This is a genomic window from Streptomyces sp. NPDC048185, assembly GCF_043202495.1.
Taxonomy (GTDB): Bacteria; Actinomycetota; Actinomycetes; order Streptomycetales; family Streptomycetaceae; genus Streptomyces.
In genome coordinates, this window is sequence record NZ_JBIDAN010000001.1 from 1,254,142 (window position 1) to 1,274,044 (window position 19,903).

At 73.0% G+C, this 19,903-nt stretch carries 15 protein-coding genes; 2 read left to right on the plus strand and 13 right to left on the minus strand.

Annotated features, from left to right (window positions below):
- Positions 1 to 24: 24 nt before the first annotated feature.
- Entirely contained in the window at positions 25 to 1,371 is a 1,347-nt protein-coding gene (gene murA / locus ACGF3H_RS05585) for a UDP-N-acetylglucosamine 1-carboxyvinyltransferase (RefSeq protein WP_362497321.1), read from the plus strand.
- A gap of 184 nt (positions 1,372 to 1,555) precedes the next feature.
- Here murA and ACGF3H_RS05590 read toward each other — a convergent pair whose 3' ends face one another.
- The 13 genes from ACGF3H_RS05590 to ACGF3H_RS05650 all read right to left on the minus strand — a co-directional run bounded on the left by ACGF3H_RS05590 (position 1,556) and on the right by ACGF3H_RS05650 (position 18,479).
- A complete protein-coding gene (locus tag ACGF3H_RS05590; RefSeq protein ID WP_043372451.1) occupies positions 1,556 to 1,837 on the minus strand; it encodes an HU family DNA-binding protein in 282 nt (93 codons plus the stop codon).
- Between the two features lie 358 nt (positions 1,838 to 2,195).
- Complete coding sequence (locus tag ACGF3H_RS05595; RefSeq protein ID WP_362497324.1) at positions 2,196 to 3,611, minus strand: NAD-dependent malic enzyme; 1,416 nt, start codon at positions 3,609 to 3,611, stop codon at positions 2,196 to 2,198.
- Between the two features lie 416 nt (positions 3,612 to 4,027).
- Positions 4,028 to 6,325 (minus strand): UvrD-helicase domain-containing protein, encoded by a 2,298-nt coding sequence (locus tag ACGF3H_RS05600; RefSeq protein ID WP_362497328.1) that lies wholly within the window; start codon positions 6,323 to 6,325, stop codon positions 4,028 to 4,030.
- Positions 6,326 to 6,405: 80 nt separating this feature from the next.
- Complete coding sequence (locus ACGF3H_RS05605; RefSeq protein WP_362497331.1) at positions 6,406 to 7,179, minus strand: zf-HC2 domain-containing protein; 774 nt, start codon at positions 7,177 to 7,179, stop codon at positions 6,406 to 6,408.
- A gap of 59 nt (positions 7,180 to 7,238) precedes the next feature.
- Entirely contained in the window at positions 7,239 to 7,763 is a 525-nt protein-coding gene (locus ACGF3H_RS05610) for a sigma-70 family RNA polymerase sigma factor (protein WP_362497334.1), read from the minus strand.
- 207 nt (positions 7,764 to 7,970) lie between these two features.
- Positions 7,971 to 8,576 carry an ABATE domain-containing protein gene (locus ACGF3H_RS05615; protein ID WP_362497338.1) on the minus strand — a complete coding sequence of 202 codons (606 nt, stop codon included), beginning with the start codon at positions 8,574 to 8,576 and terminating at the stop codon, positions 7,971 to 7,973.
- Between the two features lie 151 nt (positions 8,577 to 8,727).
- Positions 8,728 to 9,879 (minus strand): uroporphyrinogen-III synthase, encoded by a 1,152-nt coding sequence (locus ACGF3H_RS05620; RefSeq protein ID WP_362497341.1) that lies wholly within the window; start codon positions 9,877 to 9,879, stop codon positions 8,728 to 8,730.
- Positions 9,880 to 9,975: 96 nt separating this feature from the next.
- The gene (locus ACGF3H_RS05625; RefSeq protein ID WP_362497344.1) at positions 9,976 to 11,337 is read right to left on the minus strand and encodes a nitrate/nitrite transporter; all 1,362 of its coding nucleotides are present in this window, start codon (positions 11,335 to 11,337) and stop codon (positions 9,976 to 9,978) included.
- A 137-nt stretch (positions 11,338 to 11,474) separates the two neighbouring features.
- Entirely contained in the window at positions 11,475 to 12,320 is an 846-nt protein-coding gene (locus ACGF3H_RS05630; RefSeq protein ID WP_362497347.1) for a hypothetical protein, read from the minus strand.
- Between the two features lie 81 nt (positions 12,321 to 12,401).
- Positions 12,402 to 13,838, minus strand: coding sequence for an acyltransferase (locus tag ACGF3H_RS05635; RefSeq protein ID WP_362497350.1), 1,437 nt, complete (start codon positions 13,836 to 13,838; stop codon positions 12,402 to 12,404).
- Positions 13,835 to 16,033, minus strand: a complete 2,199-nt coding sequence (locus ACGF3H_RS05640; protein ID WP_362497353.1) for a glycosyltransferase — start codon at positions 16,031 to 16,033, stop codon at positions 13,835 to 13,837. The genes ACGF3H_RS05635 and ACGF3H_RS05640 overlap by 4 nt, the downstream gene beginning before the upstream one ends.
- Positions 16,033 to 17,349: a hypothetical protein gene (locus ACGF3H_RS05645; protein WP_362497356.1), complete on the minus strand. Its 1,317-nt coding sequence runs from the start codon at positions 17,347 to 17,349 to the stop codon at positions 16,033 to 16,035. The genes ACGF3H_RS05640 and ACGF3H_RS05645 overlap by 1 nt, the downstream gene beginning before the upstream one ends.
- A 161-nt stretch (positions 17,350 to 17,510) precedes the next feature.
- Entirely contained in the window at positions 17,511 to 18,479 is a 969-nt protein-coding gene (locus tag ACGF3H_RS05650; protein WP_362497358.1) for a LysR family transcriptional regulator, read from the minus strand.
- Between the two features lie 82 nt (positions 18,480 to 18,561).
- Between ACGF3H_RS05650 and ACGF3H_RS05655 the strand changes: the two genes are divergently transcribed.
- Positions 18,562 to 19,878, plus strand: a complete 1,317-nt coding sequence (locus ACGF3H_RS05655; RefSeq protein ID WP_362497361.1) for an MFS transporter — start codon at positions 18,562 to 18,564, stop codon at positions 19,876 to 19,878.
- The last annotated feature ends 25 nt before the right edge of the window (positions 19,879 to 19,903 follow it).

The following is a 19,903-nucleotide window of genomic DNA, read 5'->3' on the forward strand; positions in this document are numbered from 1 at the left end:
CCCACCCCACGGAACGCGAGATTCATGACCGTCAACGGCGCTGATGACGTACTGCTTGTCCACGGCGGAACCCCGCTGGAGGGCGAGATCCGGGTCCGCGGTGCGAAGAACCTCGTGCCGAAGGCCATGGTCGCCGCCCTGCTGGGCAGTGCGCCGAGCCGGCTGCGCAATGTGCCCGACATCCGCGACGTGCGGGTCGTACGCGGACTGCTGCAGCTGCACGGGGTCACGGTCCGTCCGGGCGAGGAGCCCGGCGAGCTGGTGCTCGACCCCACCCACGTGGAGAGCGCGAACGTCGCAGACATCGATGCCCACGCGGGCTCGTCGCGCATCCCGATCCTCTTCTGCGGCCCGCTGCTGCACCGCCTCGGCCACGCCTTCATCCCCGGTCTGGGCGGCTGCGACATCGGCGGCCGGCCCATCGACTTCCACTTCGACGTGCTGCGGCAGTTCGGCGCGAAGATCGAGAAGCGGGCGGACGGCCAGTACCTGGAGGCCCCGCAGCGGCTGCGCGGCACGAAGATAAACCTGCCGTACCCGTCCGTCGGCGCGACCGAGCAGGTGCTGCTGACGGCGGTGCTCGCCGAGGGCGTCACGGAGCTGTCCAACGCGGCCGTGGAGCCGGAGATCGAGGACCTGATCTGCGTCCTGCAGAAAATGGGCGCGATCATCGCGATGGACACCGACCGCACCATCCGCATCACCGGTGTGGACCAGCTCGGCGGCTACACCCACCGCGCCCTCTCCGACCGCCTGGAGGCCGCCTCCTGGGCGTCGGCGGCACTGGCGACCGAGGGGAACATCTACGTCCGCGGCGCCCAGCAGCGCTCGATGATGACGTTCCTGAACACCTTCCGGAAGGTGGGCGGCGCCTTCGAGATCGACGACGAGGGCATCCGCTTCTGGCACCCGGGCGGCCATCTGAAGTCCATCGCCCTGGAGACGGACGTGCACCCCGGCTTCCAGACCGACTGGCAGCAGCCCCTGGTGGTCGCCCTGACGCAGGCCACGGGCCTGTCCATCGTCCACGAGACGGTCTACGAGTCCCGGCTCGGCTTCACCTCCGCGCTCAACCAGATGGGCGCCCACATCCAGCTCTACCGCGAGTGCCTCGGCGGCTCCGACTGCCGCTTCGGCCAGCGCAACTTCCTCCACTCGGCGGTCGTCTCGGGACCGACCAAGCTGGAGGGCGCCGACCTGGTCATCCCCGACCTGCGCGGCGGCTTCTCCTACCTCATCGCCGCCCTCGCGGCCCAGGGCACGTCCCGGGTCCACGGCATCGACCTGATCAACCGGGGCTACGAGAACTTCATGGAGAAGCTCGTGGAACTGGGCGCGAAGGTCGAACTCCCGGGCAAGGCACTCGGCTAGCACCTCCGGACACGCCGATGGGGCGGTCACCCGATCTCGGGTGACCGCCCCATCGGCGTTGCGTCGAGCGCCCCGGAAAGGGGCGCGGGGAACTGCGCGACCAGCCGCACCCGGCCCGCGGCCGCGAAACGACCGCAGCCCGAACGAGCGGTCCGCCCAGTCCCCGGCGCTCGAAGCGGAGCGCTTACTTGCCCTTGGCCGCTTCCTTGAGCTTGGAGCCCGCGGAGACCTTCACGCTGTAGCCGGCCGGGATCTGGATCGGCTCGCCGGTCTGCGGGTTGCGGGCGGTGCGAGCGGCACGGTGCGTGCGCTCGAAGGTCAGGAAGCCGGGGACGGTGACCTTCTCGTCGCCCTTGGAGACGATGTCGCCGACGACGTCGGCGAACGCGGCCAGCACGGCGTCGGCGTCCTTGCGGGTCACCTCGGCGCGGTCGGCCAGCGCGGCCACCAGCTCACTGCGGTTCATGTTGTTACTCCCGTGTTCTTCTTGCCGTTGAGGCGTGCCACGCGGCGGAGCCGCATGCGGGCACAGCGAAAGCCGATGCTGCCAGGAACCTCGGACAGTTCCCTCACCCGGGGTCCGTCCTCGGGCCCTCGCGCCCAGACAGGCATCCTGCCTGCACCTGCGGCGGTAATGCCAATCCGGCACCCCCAGGAGTCGTGAGAACACCCTTGGGAGTCAACGGAGAGGGCCCCGGACCCCGGTCTGGCGCAACCCTAGAGGGCCGTCCGAGGCGCTCCGTTCCACGACGCGCCGGTACGGCGGCCCGTCGTGGCGATCCTCACAGCCGCGGCACGGACCGCCGTGTCCCTGCGTGGGGCCCCTACGACGCCACGCCGGCGGCCTTCGCCGCCTCGCGCACGGCGCCCGCGACGGCACCGGCGACCTTGTCGTTGAACACGCTCGGGACGATGTAGTTCGGGTTCAGCTCGTCCTCGGTCACCACGTCCGCGAGGGCCTGCGCGGCGGCCAGCATCATCTCGGTGTTGACCGTGCGGGACTGGGCGTCCAGCAGACCGCGGAACACGCCCGGGAAGACCAGCACGTTGTTGATCTGGTTCGGGAAGTCGGAGCGGCCGGTGGCCACAACCGCCGCCGTCTGACGGGCGATTGCCGGGTCCACCTCGGGGTCGGGGTTCGCGAGCGCGAACACGATCGCGCCGTCGGCCATGGCGGCCACGTCGTCGCCGTCCAGGACGTTGGGGGCGGAGACGCCGATGAAGACGTCGGCGCCGTGCACCGCCTCCTTCAGGGTGCCGGTCAGGCCCTCGGGGTTGGTGTTGTCGGCGATCCAGCGCAGCGCCGACTCGGGGGCGGCGTCGACCAGGTCGGCGCGGCCGGAGTGGACGACGCCGTGGATGTCGGCGACGACGGCGTTCTTGACGCCCGCGGCGAGCAGCAGCTTGAGGATCGCCGTGCCGGCGGCGCCCGCGCCGGACATGACGACGCGCACGTTCTCGATGGGCTTGTCGACCACGCGCAGCGCGTTGGTCAGGGCGGCGAGGACGACGATCGCCGTGCCGTGCTGGTCGTCATGGAAGACGGGGATGTCGAGGGCCTCGCGCAGCCGGGCCTCGATCTCGAAGCAGCGCGGCGCGGAGATGTCCTCCAGGTTGATGCCGGCGAAGCCCGGGGCGATGGCCTTGACGATCTCGACGATCGCGTCGGTGTCCTGGGTGTCGAGGCAGATCGGCCAGGCGTCGATGCCGGCGAAGCGCTTGAACAGGGCCGCCTTGCCCTCCATGACCGGCAGCGCGGCCTTCGGGCCGATGTTGCCGAGGCCCAGCACCGCGGAGCCGTCCGTCACGACCGCAACGGAGTTGCGCTTGATGGTCAGGCGGCGGGCGTCCTCGGGGTTCTCGGCGATCGCCATGCAGACGCGGGCCACGCCGGGCGTGTAGACCATGGACAGGTCGTCACGGTTGCGGATGGGGTGCTTCGACGCCATCTCGATCTTGCCGCCGAGGTGCATCAGGAACGTACGGTCGGAGACCTTGCCGAGGATGACGCCCTCGATGCCGCGCAGCTGCTCCACGATCTCGTCGGCGTGGGAGGTCGAGCCGGCCGCGATGGTGACGTCGATCCGCAGCTTGTCGTGGCCGGAGGCGGTGACGTCGAGGCCGGTCACCGAGCCGCCGGAGGACTCCACGGCGGTGGTGAGCTGCGAAACGGCGGTTCCGCTCGCGGGCACCTCCAACCTGATGGTCATCGAGTAGGAGACGCTGGGCGCCGTAGCCATGGCCGACTTCCTCTGCTTTCACCGTGTCGCGTGTTGTGCCGTCCGATCGTCGCACCTACCACCGGGTACGTGGTAGCCGCCCCGGATTGCGAACTTTTCGTTCGCGCGCCGTTCGACCGACGGAGAGCTGCTTTCGGAAAACGACTTCCACCATACGAGAAGTTGCGCGTCGGCGGAAGAGGCTTCGGGGAGCGGCAGCCCGGCCCCGGAAAAGAACTCGCGGGACGGGAATTGTCATGCGGGGATCGTTTGTTACCTTGGATGTGGCACCGGCTCGATCCAAGCCCCCGGGCCCAACCTTCGTCGCTACGAGCGACCACTTGCCGCGAGGCGAGCATGGCGGGTCGGTGCCGCTTGACCAACGCGGAAGGCCCGCGCCGGACGACGGCGCGGGCCTTTCGCACATCCCGGTGCCCTCAGTCGCGCAGCAGGTCCGGCACCCCGGCCGCGTCCGGCTCGTCCCGGTCGGCCGAGACGATCGTCAGCTGCTGGGTGGCGCGGGTCAGGGCGACGTAGAGCACGCGCAGCCCGGCGGGCGACTCGTCCGCGATGTCGGCCGGCGAGACGACGACGGTCGCGTCGTACTCCAGACCCTTGGCCTCCAGGCTGCCCAGCGCCACCACCCGGTCGCCGAGCCCGGCGAGCCAGCGCCGGGCCTCCTCGCGGCGGTTCATGGCCACGACGACGCCGACGGTGCCGTCGACCAGGTCGAGCAGCCGGGCCGCCTCCGTCCGCACGGTCGACGCGAGGGCGTCCCCGACGACGGCGAAGCGCGGCTCCACACCGGTCGAGCGGACCGCCGTCGGCGCCTCGGAGCCGGGCATCGCGAGGGCCAGCACCTTCGCGGCCAGCTCGGCGATCTCGGCCGGGTTGCGGTAGTTCACCGTGAGCTCGAAGCGCCGCCGCGGGCGCGTGCCCAGGGCCTCGTCGCGGGCCGCCGCCGCCTCGTCGGGGTCGGACCAGGAGGACTGGGCCGGGTCACCGACGACCGTCCACGTGGCGTGCCGGCCGCGGCGGCCGACCATCCGCCACTGCATGGGCGTGAGGTCCTGCGCCTCGTCGACGATGACGTGCGCGTACTCGGTGCGCTCCTGCGCCAGCCGCTCTGCGCGCTCCCGCTGGGTCTCCTCGCGCTGCGGCATCAGCTCCTCGAGGCCGGTGAGCTGGTCCAGGGGATCCAGCTCGCGCCGCTTGCGGGGGCGTGCCGGGGTGCCGAGGACGGCCTGGAGCTCGTCGAGCAGGGCGATGTCGTGCACGGAGTGGCCCTCGCGCCGCAGCGACCGGGCCACCTTGCGGACCTCGCCGGGGTTGAGGATCCGCCGCGCCCAGCGGCCCAGCCGCTTCTCGTCCGCCATGGCCGCCAGCACGGCACCGGGCGTCAGCTCCGGCCACCAGGCGTCCAGGAAGGCGATGAAGGAGTCCTCGGAGCTGACGTCCTCGTCGAAGGAGGAGCGGAGCTCGGCGGCCAGCTCCGGGTCGCTGTGCCGGCCGGCCGCGCCGGACTTGCCCCACAGGGCGTCCAGGAGCAGCCGGCGGGCGCGCGGACGCAGCAGGTTGACGGGCGCCGTGCCACCGAGCACCGTGCGGCGGACGGCGGCCAGCTCCTCCGCCTCCAGCTCCAGCCGCCGGCCGAAGGCCACGACCCGCAGCAGGGTCGGCGAGCCCTCCGGCTCCAGCGCGCCGCGCGCGGCCTTGCGCAGCACCCTGAGCATCCGCGAGGAGCCCTTGGCACGGGCGATGGCCGGGGAGTCGTACAGCGTGGCCTCGGCACCGTCGACGAGTGAGCCGATCGCGCGGATCGCGACCTGGCCCTCCTCGCCGAGGGAGGGCAGCACGCCCTCGGTGTACGCCACGAGCAGCGGGGTCGGCGAGACGATCAGGATGCCGCCCGAGTAGCGGCGCCGGTCCTGGTAGAGCAGGTACGCCGCCCGGTGCAGGGCGACGGCGGTCTTGCCGGTGCCGGGGCCGCCCTCGACGTACGTCACGGAGGCGGCGGGGGCGCGGATGACCAGGTCCTGCTCGGCCTGGATGGAGGCGACGATGTCCCGCATGCTGTGGGTGCGGGCCTGGCCGAGGGCGGCCATCAGCGCGCCGTCGCCGACGACGGGCAGCGCCTCGCCGTCCAGGTACGCCGTGATCTCGGGCCGCATCAGGTCGTCCTCGACGCCGAGCACGCGCCGCCCCTTGGACCGGATGACCCGGCGGCGCACGACCCGGCCCGGGTCGACGGGCGTGGAACGGTAGAACGGCGCGGCGGCGGGCGCCCGCCAGTCGATCACCAGCGGCGCGTAGTCCTCGTCCAGGACGCCGATGCGGCCGATGTGCAGGGTCTCGGCGATGTCCGCGGTGTCGTCGGGCCGTACGGACCCCTCGGCGGGCTCCACGGCCGTGTACGCGCCGTCCGCGCCCTTCTGGCCGTCCCTGCCGAGGAGCAGGTCGATCCGGCCGAAGAGGAAGTCCTCGAACTCGTTGTTGAGGCGGTTCAGGTGGATACCCGCCCGGAAGACCTGCGCGTCGCGCTCGGCGAGCGCGCCGGGGGTGCCGACGTGGCCGCGCCGCGCCGCGTCCTGCATGAGGAACTCGGCCTCGTGGATCTTCTCCTCGAGGCGGCGGTACACCCGGTCCAGGTGTGCCTGTTCCACGCTGATCTCTCGGTCGCGTACGGAATCGTGCACCGAGTCGACCGCCGAATCCTGTTGTGCCTGTGCGGCCACCGGGCCCCCTTCTGACGTGCTGGGCAGCCGTCAACCGTACGCGAAGGGGGGGCCGGAGGCCACGGGGCGGTCCGCGAGCCCTACACGTCCACCTCCACCAGACGGTCGCCGTCGAAGGTCATGACCTCGAAGTGGTCGATCTCGTTGGGTTCGAGGGCGGCGCCGCCGTGCACGTAGAGCGGCTCCTTGGCCTTGTCGGTGGCGGCGCCCGGGATGCCGTAGCCCCAGTTCGGGACGGACCAGGAGCTGAGCGTCTCGCGCTCGCCGTTCTTGCCGACGGCGATCAGGGAGCACTTCTCGGGCCCCTTGACGTTCTTGAGCTCCAGGACCGCGTCGGTGCCCCACGCCTTCTTCTCCAGGGCCACGGTGGCACTCACCCTGGTGGCCGGGTCGGTCGCGGTGACCCGGTCGGGCATGGCGGCGAACGCGGACGCGGCCGGACTGCTGGTCTGCTGCGCCTCGGTCCGGTGGCCGCCGCCGTCGTCGCCGCCGCTGGTCGTCGCCACCGCGGCGAACGGGCCGCCGATGATCAGCGCGGCGGCGGTGCCCACCAGGTAGAAGTTGCGGCGGCGCTTGCTCGCGCGGCGCTCGGCGACCTCGTCGACGAGCTTCTCCGCCAGGCGCGGGCTCGGCCTGACGCTCAAGGACTCGGCGATCGCGGGGGTGCCCGCGCCCGGCAGGTCGGCGAGGGCGGCCATCATGGGCTCCATGCCGGCCAGCTCGTCGAGCTGCTGGGCGCACCACTCGCAGTCGGCGAGGTGCGCCTCGAAAGCGGTTGCTTCGGCGTCGTCGAGAATCCCGAGGGCGTAGGCGCCGACGGTCTCGTGTTCGTTCGGCACCGATGATCCCTGCATGGGGGCAGAACTACCCGAATCACCCGCGCCGAATCCCTGGAAACCCCCGTACCCGCTCATCACGCCGTCACCCCCCGCTCCTCCAGTGCCAGCTTCATCGAACGCAGGGCGTAGAACACCCGGGAGCGAACGGTGCCGCTGGGAATGCCCAGTGTCTGCGCCGCCTCATTGACGGTACGCCCCTTGAAGTACGTCTCGACGAGAACCTCCCGGTGGGCCGGGGTCAGGTCGTCGAGCGCGTCCGACAGCGTCATCAGCCACAGCGCCTTGTCGATCTCGTCCTCCGCGGGGATGACCTCCAGCGGCGACGGATCGACCTCCTGCGGCCGGGCCTGCCGGCTGCGGTGGCCGTCGATGACGATGCGCCGGGCGACCGTCACCAGCCAGGGGCGTACCGATCCGGTCGCACGGTTGAGCTGACCGGCGTTCTTCCAGGCACGGATGAGCGTCTCCTGGACGACGTCCTCGGCGCGCTGCCGGTCCCCCGCGACCAGCCGCAGCACGTACGCCAGCAAGGGGCCGGCGTGCTCCCGGTAGAGGGCGCGCATCAGGTCCTCGTCGGGTTCCGAGGAGGTCTGGGACATGCGATGTCGGGCCCTCGCACCACGTTCACCGGCCACGACGGAATCCTTGCGCACGCCCACCTCCGATGTCCGGGGGTTCCCCCAGTCGGTCGCTCGTCCATCCGGTACGGACGCGGGGCGCGGGGTGTTCAACGTGAGGTGACAGTTTTCTCCGGGGCGGGGCGACGAAGGGGGCAGCGGCGGACACGGCGGCACATCCCGCACGCCTCAGCGGGCGAGGGCCGCGCGGCGGCGGTGCCGGGCGACGCGCTCGCGGTTGCCGCAGATCTCGCTGGAGCACCAGCGCCGGCGGCGGCCCCGGGAGGTGTCCACGTACACGATGGGGCAGTTGTCGCCCGCGCACTGGCGCAGGCCGGCCCGCGCGACGGGGTCGGTGAGCAGTTCCACGGCGTCCCGGGCGAGCGCGCCGAGCAGTGCGGCACACTCCACCGGCGCCGTCAGCTCCCGTACCAGCGCGCCGTCCTCGCCGCGCACCGCCCGGGGTGCGGGGGGCGCGGCGCGGGCGAGGTCGTTGACGCGGGCGAGCGCGAGGTCGTAGGGCCCGCCGGGAGCCGGGCCGGGCCCGCGCGGGCCGCGGGCGCGCACCAGGCGGGCGGTCTGGCAGCGCAGTTCGCGGAAACCGGCCAGCCAGGAGCCGTCGGCGTGGGCCAGGGGCGTGCCCGGCGGGACGATCCCCGAGCCGGTGATCCAGGCGCGCAGCACCGCGACGGAGTCGAGCCGTTCGACGGGGTGGGTGGTGGCGAGGAGGTCCAGACAGACCCGCCCGGTGTCGAACCGCAGCTCGTACGGACCAGTCACCGTGCCCAGTGCCATGTTCCTGTCACCGCCTAGGGGTTGCCCGCGGTGGAGCGGGCTGGGGAGGGGAGCAGGTGGACCGCTCCCTCTACAGTGCCTGCCCGCTTCCCCGCCCGGAACCCCTCGTACCGCCCGGGGCCGGGAGCCCGGCGCCGGAACTGTCGCCGGGTCAGTCGTCGGCGTACTTCGCGTCCGTGGCCGGGTCCAGGGCCAGGCGGTAGCCGCGCTTGACCACCGTCTGGATCAGCCGCGGCGTCCCGAGGGCGGTGCGCAGGCGGGCCATCGCCGTCTCCACGGCGTGCTCGTCGCGCCCGGCGCCCGGCAGCGCCCGCAGCAGCTCGGCGCGGGGCACGACCCAGCCCGGCCGCCGGGACAGCGCCCGCAGCAGGGACATCCCGGCCGGCGGCACCGCCTTGAGTTCCCCGTCGACCAGCACGGCGTGGCCGCGGATCTCCACCCGGTGCCCGGCGACGGGCAGCGACCGGGCCCGGGCCGGCAGCTCCTGGCACAGCAGCTGCACGAGGGGGCCGAGCCGGAAGCGTTCGGGCTGGACCGTGTCGACGCCGTGCGCCTGGAGCGGCACCGCGGTGACCGGGCCGACGCAGGCGGGCAGCACGTCGTGGCCGAGGGCGTCGAGCAGCCCGGGCAGCAGGCCGCGCTCCTCGGCGCGGCCCAGGAAGGAGACCGCGGCGGGCGCGCTGGTGAACGCCACCGCGTCCACGCCCCGCGAGACGGCGGCGTCCAGCAGCCGGTCCACGGGCCCGAGGTCCTCCGGCGGCAGCCACCGGTAGACCGGCACCCCGACGACCTCGGCGCCGCCCGCCCGCAGCGCCTCCACGAACCCCGGCAGCGGCTCGCCGTGCAGCTGTACGGCGACCCGGCGGCCGTCGACGCCCTCCGCCAGCAGCCGGTCCAGCACCTCGGCCATGGACTCGGAGGACGGCGACCACCGCTCCGTCAGCCCCGCCGCGCGCACCGCGCCCTTGACCTTGGGGCCGCGGGCGAGCAGCTCCACCGTGCGCAGCCGCGCCAGCAGGGCGTCGCCGAGCCCCCAGCCGTCCGCGGCCTCGACCCAGCCCCGGAAGCCGATGGCGGTGGTGGCCACGACCACGTCCGGCGCCTGGTCGATCAGCTGCTTGGTCGCCGCCAGCAGCTCGCTGTCGTCGGCGAGCGGCACGATCCGCAGCGCCGGGGCGTGCAGGACGGCGGCGCCGCGCCGCTGGAGCAGCGCGCCCAGTTCGTCGGCGCGGCGCGCGGCGGTCACGCCCACGGTGAATCCGGCGAGGGGACCGTGGTCCGGCTGCTGCTGTTCGTCGTCCATCGCCCTCGTCCCGGTCGTCGTACCTGTCTGTACGGCGTCCGAGCCTGTCAACGGCGCGTGACGGACTCGGTTCCACCGCATGTCACCAGTGTTACGTCACACCCGGGCGTAGCCGAGCCGGTCCTTCGCCGCGGCGGGGTCGGCCGGCCCGTCCGGAACCCGTACGGCGGGGCGGCGAAGGTATACCGCCCAGGTGACGGCGAAGCAGACGGCGTAGTAGGCGAGGAACGCGACGAAGGCGCCGGTGCCGGAGCCGAGGGAGAGGAAGGACTGCCGGAAGGCGAGGTTGATGGCGACACCGCCGAGCGCGCCCACGGCGCCGATCAGCCCCATGGAGGCACCGGAGAGCCGCCGCCCGTACGCCACGGCCTCCTCCCCCGTCAGTCCCCTGGCCAGCGCCTTGTTCTGGAAGATCCCGGGGATCATCTTGAACGTCGATCCGTTGCCGAGCCCGCTGAGCACGAACAGCACCACGAACACGGCCACGAACAGCGCGAGCGACTTCGCCACGCTGGCGGCGACGAGCACGGCGGTGGCGGCGGCCATGGCGACGAAGTTCCCCAGCGTGATCCGCGCACCGCCGAACCGGTCGGCGAGCCTGCCGCCGAGCGGCCGGATCAGGGAGCCGAGGAGCGGCCCGATGAAGGTGAGGTACGCGGCCTGGAGCGGGGTGCGCCCGAACTGGGTCTGCAGCACCTGCCCGAAGGCGAAGCTGTAGCCGATGAACGAGCCGAACGTGCCGATGTACAGCACGGACATGATCCAGGTGTGCGGGTCCCGGGCCGCGTCCCTGGCGGCGCCGGTGTCGTTCCGGACGGACGCGAGGTTGTCCATGAAGCGGGCGGCGAGGAGGGCGGCCACGAGGATCAGCGGGATGTAGATGCCGAGCAGCACCCGGGGCCCGCCGCTCGCCCCGATGATCGCCAGCGCGACGAGCTGGATGACCGGCACGCCGATGTTGCCGCCCCCGGCGTTGAGGCCGAGCGCCCAGCCCTTCCGGCGGAGCGGGAAGAAGGCGTTGATGTTGGTCATGGAGGAGGCGAAGTTGCCGCCGCCGATGCCGGCCAGCAGGCCGATCAGGAGGAAGGTCGAGAAGGACGTCCCCGGCTCCATGACGGTGAAGGCCGCGACGGTCGGCACGAGCAGCAGCCCCGCGGAGACGACCGTCCAGTTCCGCCCGCCGAAGACGGCGACGGCGAAGGTGTAGGGCACCCGCACCACGGCCCCCACCAGCGTCACCACGGACGTCAGCAGGAACTTGTCGGCCGGTGTCAGCCCGTACTCGGGCCCCATGAAGAGCACCAGTACGGACCACATCGTCCAGACCGAGAACCCGATGTGCTCGGAGAGGACGGAGAAGAACAGGTTGCGCCGGGCGATCGGCTCTCCCGTCTCCTTCCAGAAGGTCTCGTCCTCGGGATCCCAGTGCTGGATCCAGCGGCCGCCAGGGACTGTCATGACGCCTCCACGCGCTCCGGGGCTCGGTTCGCACCGACGGTAGGAAGGGCGCGTTTCGGTCCGGTGGGGCTGCGGGTGACCGGCAGGGAACGTTGCTCTCACCCGGCGCGACGGCGGGGTGAGAGGTCCGGACCCGGTCAGCCCTGCGGCTGCTGGGGCGGCCAGTGCGGGTTCTGCTGGGGGTACGGCTGCGGCGACGCGTACGGCTGCGGCGGCCGGCCGTAGGCGCCCTGGGGCGGGTACGGCTGCTGGGGGGCGTACGGACCGGGAGCGGGCTGCCCGTAGCCGCCGGGCGCGGGGTGGCCGCCGGGCGCCGGGTAGCCGTACTGCGGTCCGGCGACGGGGGCGCCGCCCCCGAACGCGCCGAAGGGGTTGCCGTGGCCGGGCGGCTGCGCCCCCGGCGGCAGGTACCGCACCCGTCCCGTCGCGTCCGCCACCGGCACGAACCCGGCCGCCTGGAGGCGGGCCGCGAACGTGGCGTTGCGCTTGCGGGTGACGAGGAGGCCGACGCCGAGGACGGCCAGGACGAACAGCCAGACGATCGCGGCCATCACGAAGTCGCCGGACCGGCCACCGGCCCGGAAGGCGAGGACGCAGCAGCCGACGGTGACGCCGAGGGCGCCGTACCCCATCCGCTTCTCGGCGTTCTTGCCGGTGAGGTCGAAGTTGATGCGGGCCTTGAGGAGTTCGAGGGCGTCCGGCACGAGTGGCGGCACCGAGACGCCGTCGCCGGCCTGCGGGTACTGCGCCCAGTTCTGCGCGGCCCGCGCCCGTGCCTGCGGGCTGGGGTCGGGCACGATCAGCATCGTGAGCCGGCTGTTGTTCCCGCCGCCCTGCCGCACGTCGGCGTACTCGTACCCGAACTGCTGGGCGACGAAGGCGAGTCGGGCGAGCTTCTTCACAGATGCCATCGCGCTGGTGAGCTCGACCGGCTCCCCGCTCGCCATCAGCCGCAGCATCTTCTGTGTCTGGCGCTTGCTCATCCCACCGCTCCCCCGGGCCGGCTCACGCCACCCTGTTCCCGTCCGCAACCGGGGCAGTCTCGCACGGGGGAGCGGAAGGCGTCAGCCCCGGCGGGCCGCCCCGGCCGTCGCCCGCTTCCCGGCGGAGCGCTTCGTGCCGTTCGGCCACAGCCGCGGACTGCGCTTCGCCGCGAGGTCCTCGATCCAGCCGACGGCGAGGACCATCAGACCGATCAGGGGCCAGACGAGCGCGAACATCCAGAGCGAGTACGCATCCGAGAGGGCGTCCGCCGCCCGCGCGCTCTGCATGAACGGGAGCCGGTACATCAGGTCGATGATCGGCACCGTCAGCATGATCAGGAGGTTGTGCCACAGGTAGATGGTGACCGCCCGGTTGTTGGAGAGGGTCACCAGCTTGTCCCACTTGGCCAGCCGGCCCGGGAGTTCCTGCCAGGACGGGGAGTACTGGAGCAGGATCACGACGAACCCGAACGACCAGGCGGCCTGCGCCATCGGGATGTCGTTGAGGTCCCAGCCGTCGGCGCCCAGGTGGCCCGAGGCCCACCACAGGCCGAACGCCATCACCAGCGAGGCGACGGAGACGGCGACGTAGCGCGGGATCTGCTTCAGCAGGCCCTCGTTGTGGGCGAAGCCGAGCACCCAGCAACTGCCGTACACCGCGAAGTCGGTGACCGCGTTGCCCGTCTCACCGGGGATCTTCACCAGGCCCGTGCCGACGATCGCCGTCAGCCCCAGCGGGGCGAACAGCGTCGGCCACGGGGCACGGCGGAACGCCCAGAGCAGGAGGGGGGACGCGATGACGAACCACAGGTAGGCGCGCAGGTACCACAGCGGCCCCGCGGCCTGCACGGCCCAGGTCTCGTCCAGCAGTCCCGACGGGGACCCGCTGTGCCAGGGGTAGGGCGGGGCACCGATCGGGACGACGTAGTTGAGCAGCGACAGCAGGCCCCAGGTGTCGCCGTGGTCCGGGTCCTCGGCCGGGTTCCAGCCGCTCGCGAACATCATCGCCAGCGCGACCACGCCGAACGCCCACATGGGCGGCAGGAGACGGCGGACGCGGCTGCGGATCACGCTCAGCGCCGGGCGCTTCAGCGATCGCGCCATCAGCGATCCGGCCAGCGCGAACATCACGCCCATCGACGGGAACAGCACCGACAGCCAGGCCCAGCCGAAGAGGTGGTAGACCACGACGCGGACCAGGGCGATGGAACGCAGCAGGTCGAGGTACCGGTCGCGGCCCGGCTTCTTGGGGGCCGGGGCGGCCGGCGGCGCGGCTGCCTCGGGCGCGGGCTCCGTCGTGCGCTGCTGCGGGACGGCGTACGGCGTCCCCGGGGCGCCCCCGGGGTTTCCCGCGTACGGCGTCCCCGGGGCGCCGCCAGGGGTACCCGCGTACGGCGTTCCGTACGGCGTCCCGTCAGACGTTCCGTAGGGCGTCCCGTGCGGCGTGCCGTGCAGCGTTCCGTACGGGCCGGCCGGGTCCGGGTTCCTGCCCGTACCCGTCGTGTATCCGTGGGTCATGCCACGGGCCTCCGATCATTGCCGCTGCGCGACCGCTGGCTCGGGACCCCACCGCCCGGGGCCTCGACGACGCCGGTGCGGCGCAGCTTCTGCCAGCGCAGGCGGCCGCCGGTGAGCGCGGTGATCCAGGACTGGAGCAGCACGACGTACATGAGCTGGCGGTAGAGGATCTGCTGGAGGGGCAGCGAGATCAGATGGGTCATGCGTTCGCGGTCGAGGCGGAAGGCGTAGGCCGCGCAGACCGCCTGGAGGAGCAGGACGCCCAGCCAGGCCACGATCGTCTTCTGGGTCGGGCCGAACACGATGCCGTAGAGCAGGAAGATGTCGATCAGCGGGGCCAGGAGCGGGGCCACGACCATGAACAGGGAGACGAAGGGCAGGCCGACGCGGCCGAAACGGCCCGACGGGCCCCGTTCGATCACGGCGCGGCGGTGCTTCCAGATGGCCTGCATGGTGCCGTAGGACCAGCGGTAGCGCTGGGACCACAGCTGCTGGACGGACTCCGGGGCCTCGGTCCAGGCACGGGCGTTCTCGGCGTAGACGACGCGCCAGCCTGCGCGGTGCAGCGCCATGGTGACGTCGGTGTCCTCGGCGAGGGTGTCGTCGCTCATGCCGCCGAACGGCTCCAGCGCGGAGCGCCGGAAGGCACCCACAGCGCCCGGGATCGTCGGCATGCAGCGCAGCACGTCGTACATGCGGCGGTCCAGGTTGAAGCCCATCACGTACTCGATGTGCTGCCAGGCGCCGATGAGGCTGTCCTTGTTGCCGACCTTGGCGTTGCCCGCGACGGCGCCGACCTTCGGGTCGCCGAAGGGCTGGACGAGTTCGCGGACGGTGGACGGCTCGAAGACCGTGTCGCCGTCCATCATCACGACGATGTCGTGACTGGCGTTCGCCAGGCCGCGGTTGAGCGCGGCGGGCTTGCCCGCGTTGAGCTGGCGGATCACCCGGACGTTGGGCAGGCCCATCGCCTCCACGATCCGGGCCGTGCCGTCGCTGGAGCCGTCGTCGATGACGATGACCTCGACCGGGTGGTCGCTCTCCATCAGCGAACGAACGGTGTTCTCGATGCACTTGGCCTCGTTGTACGCCGGCACCAGCACCGTCACCGGCTCGGTGACGGCCGGACCCCAGCGGAACCTCCTGCGGCGCACCCGGCGGGCGTGGACGCCGGACAGCAGCAGCATCAGCACGAACCGGCCGATGACCAGGGTGCCGATGATCGCCAGGCCCACCACGAGGCCGTCGGTGAGCTTCTCCGAGGCCTGGACCAGCCAGACCCACGCCTTGCCCTTCCACAGGTCGACGCCGGTCACCGGGGTCATGGCGCTGGGCGCGTCCAGGGCCTCGGTGAGGTTGTCGAACTCGTAGCCCTTCTTCTTCAGGTCGGGCAGGAACCTGTCCAGGGCCTGCACGGTCTGGTGGCGGTCGCCGCCGGAGTCGTGCATCAGGACGATGGCGCCCTTGCCGCCGTGCGGCGTGGCGCGGCGGATGATCTCGTGGACGCCGGGCTTCTGCCAGTCCTCACTGTCGGTGTTGTTGACGACGGTGATGTAGCCGCGGGAGCCGATGTACTCGGTGACCGGCCAGGACTTGTCGTCCATGGCGTCGGCGAAGGAGGAGTACGGCGGGCGGAAGAGCGAGGTGCGGACGCCGGCCGCGCCGGTGATCGCCAGCTGGTTCTGCGACAGCTCCCAGTCGATGCGCTTCTTGGACTGGTAGGAGAGGTCGGGGTGGTTGAAGGTGTGCAGGCCGACCTCGTGGCCCTCGTCGACCATGCGCTTGACGAGGTCCGGGTAGCGGGAGGCCATGGTGCCGGTGACGAAGAAGACCGCGTGGGCGTCGTGCTTCTTCAGCACGTCCAGCACCCTCGGCGTCCAGACCGGGTCCGGGCCGTCGTCGAAGGTGAGGACCAGGCGGTGGTCGGGCACGCGCAGGCTGTTGGTCTGGCCGCCGCGGGTGTCGATGACCGGGCCGCCCTCGAGGATCTTCTCGGGGACGTGGTCGGTGGCGGCGGGCGGCTGGATGCGGTGGTCGGCGAGGATCTCGCTGTGCACGTAGCCGCGCAGCATGAGCATCGCCACCAGGGCGACGAGGACGAGCAGCGGCAGCAGCAGGCGCAAGGGCAGGCGGCGGCGCCGGGCGCCGCCACGGGCGCCGCGGGCGGCGCCGTGACGGCGGGTGCGGGAGGCCATCAGAGGGTGTACTCCGGGGACAGGGAAGGGGAAGTGGAGGTGCCGGCCGGTGCGGCGTCGACGACGGGCGCGGCCACGGGGCCGGCGGCCACCGGGGAGGTGTCGCTCGCGCCGTTCACGGTGGTGCCGCCGGGATCGGCCGGGGCGGAGCCACCGTCCGTGGGCGTGGTCGGGTCGACCGGGGTCTCTCCCCCGCCGGCCGGCGTCGACGGGTCCGTGACCACGGGGGGCGGCTGCTGCGTCGACACCGTCGGGTCCGGCTCGGCCGCACCGCCCCCGCCCGGCTTCGGGGCGGTCGCGGACGCGGAGGGCCGGGGATCGGCGCTGGTGCCCGGCTGCCGCGCGGTGCCGGAGGTGCCGGGCGCCGGGGCCTCGGCGCCCGGTGTCGTCGCCGCGCCGGTGCCGGCCGAGGGGCTGGTCTGCGGGGTGGCGCTGCCGCTCGCGGAGGGCTGCGCCGACTGCGAGGGCAGCGGGGTGGTGTCGACCTGTCCGGCCGGCTTGCCCTGTTCCTGACCGGGTACGGGCAGCCAGGGCGCGTTGGAGTTGCCCGACAGGAGCGTGGAGACGATCACCACGGCGTAGATCGCGCAGGCACCGCCGAGGGCGATGCCGATGCGGCGGAAGCGGCGGCTGCGGCGGCCCGACTCGTCGACGAACACCGGTCCGTCGGAGGCGTCGGAGGCGGCGTGCTTGCCGGGGCCTGCGGCCGCCCGGCGGAGGACGCCGTCACCGAGCTGGACGGCGTCGAGCTGGACCGTCACCTCGTGGGGGTCGTGCGTGTGGTCGGAGCCGGAGGCCGGGCCCTGGTTCGTCGCGTCGGGTGCGTCCGCGTCCAGGGCGCCCGGCGTCTCCTGCCAGGGGTCGCGCAGGGCGGCGGGGCCGCCGGTGGGGAAGGCGCGGGTCGGGGCCGCCTGGGCGGCCGACGGGAGGACGTCCGTCCGGTCGGTGTCCCGGCGCGGTGCGTCCCCCGGCCGGCGCCCGCCGTGCCGGGGCGCTCGGCCCTGGCCTATTCGGTCCTGGCGCGTCGCGCCGCCGAAGAGGTCGTCGCCCGCCCGGGGCCGGAGGACCTCGGTCTCGGCGGCGTCCGGGCCGGGGCGCGGGACGTCCGCTTCTCCGGCGCCGGCCGGGAAGTCCCGGGCACCTCCGAACCACCCGGACTCCGTGGGCCCGCCGGCCGCCGGGAACGCCGCGGTGCCCGGGAAGCCACCGGCCGCGGGAAGCACCTGGGTGCTGTCCTCCTGCGGCTCCGCGACATCACGAGCACCGGACGTGGCTCCGGGCCACTCCGGTTGGGCGTCTTTCTGCCAATTCTTCACGCGCACGCACTTCCCCCCGAGGGACAGTTCTGGGTGCGCATACGACTCCGAGCACCCGTCGGCCGAACCGGCCCCCACCAGGTTCGAGCGCCCCCTGTACCACACCGTGCTCAGGCCAAGAATGTAGCGCACGCGAGGGACATGTGGTTGCCCCGTGTCGGTTAATGGACGGACATCACAGCCGCGTCACTGGCCGGAACCCACGCCTCGGCGGGCCGGTGGAGCCACTCGTTTTCGGCCGCGACCTGGGCGGCGGCCCTGCGGAGCGCGTCGAAAGCGGGGTGCACCAGCCCCTTTCGCCAGACCAGGGAGACCGGCGACAGCGGGACGGGTTCGACGAGCGGACGCACCACGGTCGAGGCCATGGCCGGAAAGCTCACCACCGCGAGGATCGGATTGCGCGTCTTGTCCATGATCCGCTGGAACTCCTCGTCCCCGATCGCCAGCGGAAGGGGTGGCGCCACGTCGATGCCGCGTCCCTCGAACAGGCGGTGTCCCAGGTCGGTCCACTCCGGGGTCCGCGGGTTGCCGGCCCCGGCGTACACGGTCTCGCCGGCCAGCGCGGCGAGCGGCACCTCGGGCAGCGGGGCCAGAGGGTGGTCCTCGGGCAGGACGACCGCCATGGGCTCGTAGCGGACCGGCTGGTGGCCGAGTCCCGCCCGCAGTGCCGGGGGGAGGCCCGCGAACCGGCCGAACGAGGCGTCGAGCCGGCCCGCGAGCAGTTCGGCGGCCGCGCCGGTCAGCCCGCTCTCGTAGCGGGCCATGAGTTCCAGCTCGGGTGCGAGCCGGCGGGCCCGTTCCAGGACCAGCCGTCCGGTGACCAGCCCGGGCGAGTTGAGGTCGACCAGCAGCGGGCGGGCCTGCCCGAAGGCGGTGAGGAGGTCGTCCTGCGCCTGGAGCACGCGGCGGGCGTACGGCAGCAGCCGCTCGCCGTCGGCCGTCAGCGTCACCTGCCGGGTGGACCGCACGAACAGCTCGGCGCCCAGCTCGCGTTCCAGGCGCCGCACGTCGCGGCTGAGCGCCTGCTGGGCGACGTACAGGCGGGCCGCGGCGCGGGTGAAGTGCAGCTCCTCGGCGACGGTGACGAAGGCGCGCAGGAGGCGCGGATCGAGGTGGGCGGGTGCGGGCATCCGGCGAACTTACAACGGAAGTGCGTGAATGTGTACGGAGAAGGTGTTGGACCCCGTGATCGGCCGCGGCGACGGTGGACGCATGCCGCAACCGACTCCGGAACGCTCCGGTCCCCAGGCCCCCTTGCTCACCGTCACGGCCGACGCCCTCGTCGCCGCCGACTTCCGTCCGCGCACTCCGCGCACCTCGCGCCGGCCGCCCGGCCCCTACCGGCGTCTGCTGTCCGTGCCCGGCGCCCGGGCGTTCACCATCGGGAATCTCGTCGCCCGGCTGCCGATGGGCATGTTCAGCGTCAGCGCGGTCGTGATGATCGCCGGTACGCGCGGCTCGTACGCCCTCGCCGGTGCGGTCACCGCGACCGGGCTGGCGGCGACCGCGCTGGTCGCGCCCTGGACCGCGCGGCTCGTGGACCGGCACGGCCAGGCCCGGGTGGCGGTCCCGGCGACGCTGTTCGCGGCGCTCGGCTCCCTCGCGCTGGTGCTGTGCGTGCGTTCCGGAGCCCCCGACTGGACCCTGTTCGCCGCGTACGCCGCCACGGCCACGACACCGAACACCGGCGGCATGGCGCGCGCCCGCTGGTCCCATCTGCTGAAGGGCGACGCCGCCGCCCTGCACACGGCGAACTCCTTCGAGCAGGCCACGGACGAGCTGTGCTACATGCTCGGCCCGGTCCTCGCGGCGTTCCTGTGCACGACCCTCTTCCCGGAGGCCGGCACGCTGACCGGTGTGGTCCTGCTGGTGACCGGCATCCTGCTGTTCGCCGCCCAGCGCGCGACGGAACCGCCGGCCCGGCCGCGCCCCGCCGCGAAGGCGCCCTTCCGCGCGCCAGGCATACCGCCGCTGCTGGCGGTGTGCCTGGCGACGGGCGCGGTGTTCGGCGCGATGGAGGTCGTCACGATCGCGTTCGCGGACGCACTGGGGCACCGTTCGGCCGCGGGAGTGGTCCTGGCGCTCCAGGCGGCCGGTTCGTGCGCGGCGGGTCTGCTGTACGGCGCGCTGAAGCCGGCCGGGCCGGCCGAGGTGCGCCTGCCGTGGTGCGTGGCCGCGATGACGGCCCTGATGACGCTGCCCCTGCTGGCCGCGTCCCTCACCGGCTCGCTGCCGCTGCTGGCGCTCACGCTGCTGGCCGCCGGCATGGCGACGGCCCCGACGATGGTCACGACGATGACGCTGGTCCAGCACCGCACCCCCGAGGGCCGCCTGAACGAGGGCATGACCCTCGCGGTGACCGGGCTGCTCGGCGGCATCGCCTGCGGCAGCGCGGCCGGCGGCTGGACGGTGGAGCACGTGTCGCCCACGGCCGGCTACGGCGTGCCGGTCACGGCCGCCGCGCTCTCCCTGCTGCTGGCGCTGCTGCCGCGGCCCCGCGGGCCCCGTCCGGTCGGCGCCCGGGCATGACGAAGGCCCCGCCGCTCGGAAGCGA

Coding starts and splice junctions, on each gene's coding strand:
- murA (WP_362497321.1), top strand. CDS start 25: ATGACCGTCAACGGCGCTGATGACGTACTGCTTGTCCACGGCGGAACC.
- ACGF3H_RS05590 (WP_043372451.1), bottom strand. CDS start 1,837: ATGAACCGCAGTGAGCTGGTGGCCGCGCTGGCCGACCGCGCCGAGGTG.
- ACGF3H_RS05595 (WP_362497324.1), bottom strand. CDS start 3,611: ATGGCTACGGCGCCCAGCGTCTCCTACTCGATGACCATCAGGTTGGAG.
- ACGF3H_RS05605 (WP_362497331.1), bottom strand. CDS start 7,179: ATGCAGGGATCATCGGTGCCGAACGAACACGAGACCGTCGGCGCCTAC.
- ACGF3H_RS05610 (WP_362497334.1), bottom strand. CDS start 7,763: ATGTCCCAGACCTCCTCGGAACCCGACGAGGACCTGATGCGCGCCCTC.
- ACGF3H_RS05615 (WP_362497338.1), bottom strand. CDS start 8,576: ATGGCACTGGGCACGGTGACTGGTCCGTACGAGCTGCGGTTCGACACC.
- ACGF3H_RS05620 (WP_362497341.1), bottom strand. CDS start 9,879: ATGGACGACGAACAGCAGCAGCCGGACCACGGTCCCCTCGCCGGATTC.
- ACGF3H_RS05625 (WP_362497344.1), bottom strand. CDS start 11,337: ATGACAGTCCCTGGCGGCCGCTGGATCCAGCACTGGGATCCCGAGGAC.
- ACGF3H_RS05630 (WP_362497347.1), bottom strand. CDS start 12,320: ATGAGCAAGCGCCAGACACAGAAGATGCTGCGGCTGATGGCGAGCGGG.
- ACGF3H_RS05635 (WP_362497350.1), bottom strand. CDS start 13,838: ATGACCCACGGATACACGACGGGTACGGGCAGGAACCCGGACCCGGCC.
- ACGF3H_RS05640 (WP_362497353.1), bottom strand. CDS start 16,033: ATGGCCTCCCGCACCCGCCGTCACGGCGCCGCCCGCGGCGCCCGTGGC.
- ACGF3H_RS05650 (WP_362497358.1), bottom strand. CDS start 18,479: ATGCCCGCACCCGCCCACCTCGATCCGCGCCTCCTGCGCGCCTTCGTC.
- ACGF3H_RS05655 (WP_362497361.1), top strand. CDS start 18,562: ATGCCGCAACCGACTCCGGAACGCTCCGGTCCCCAGGCCCCCTTGCTC.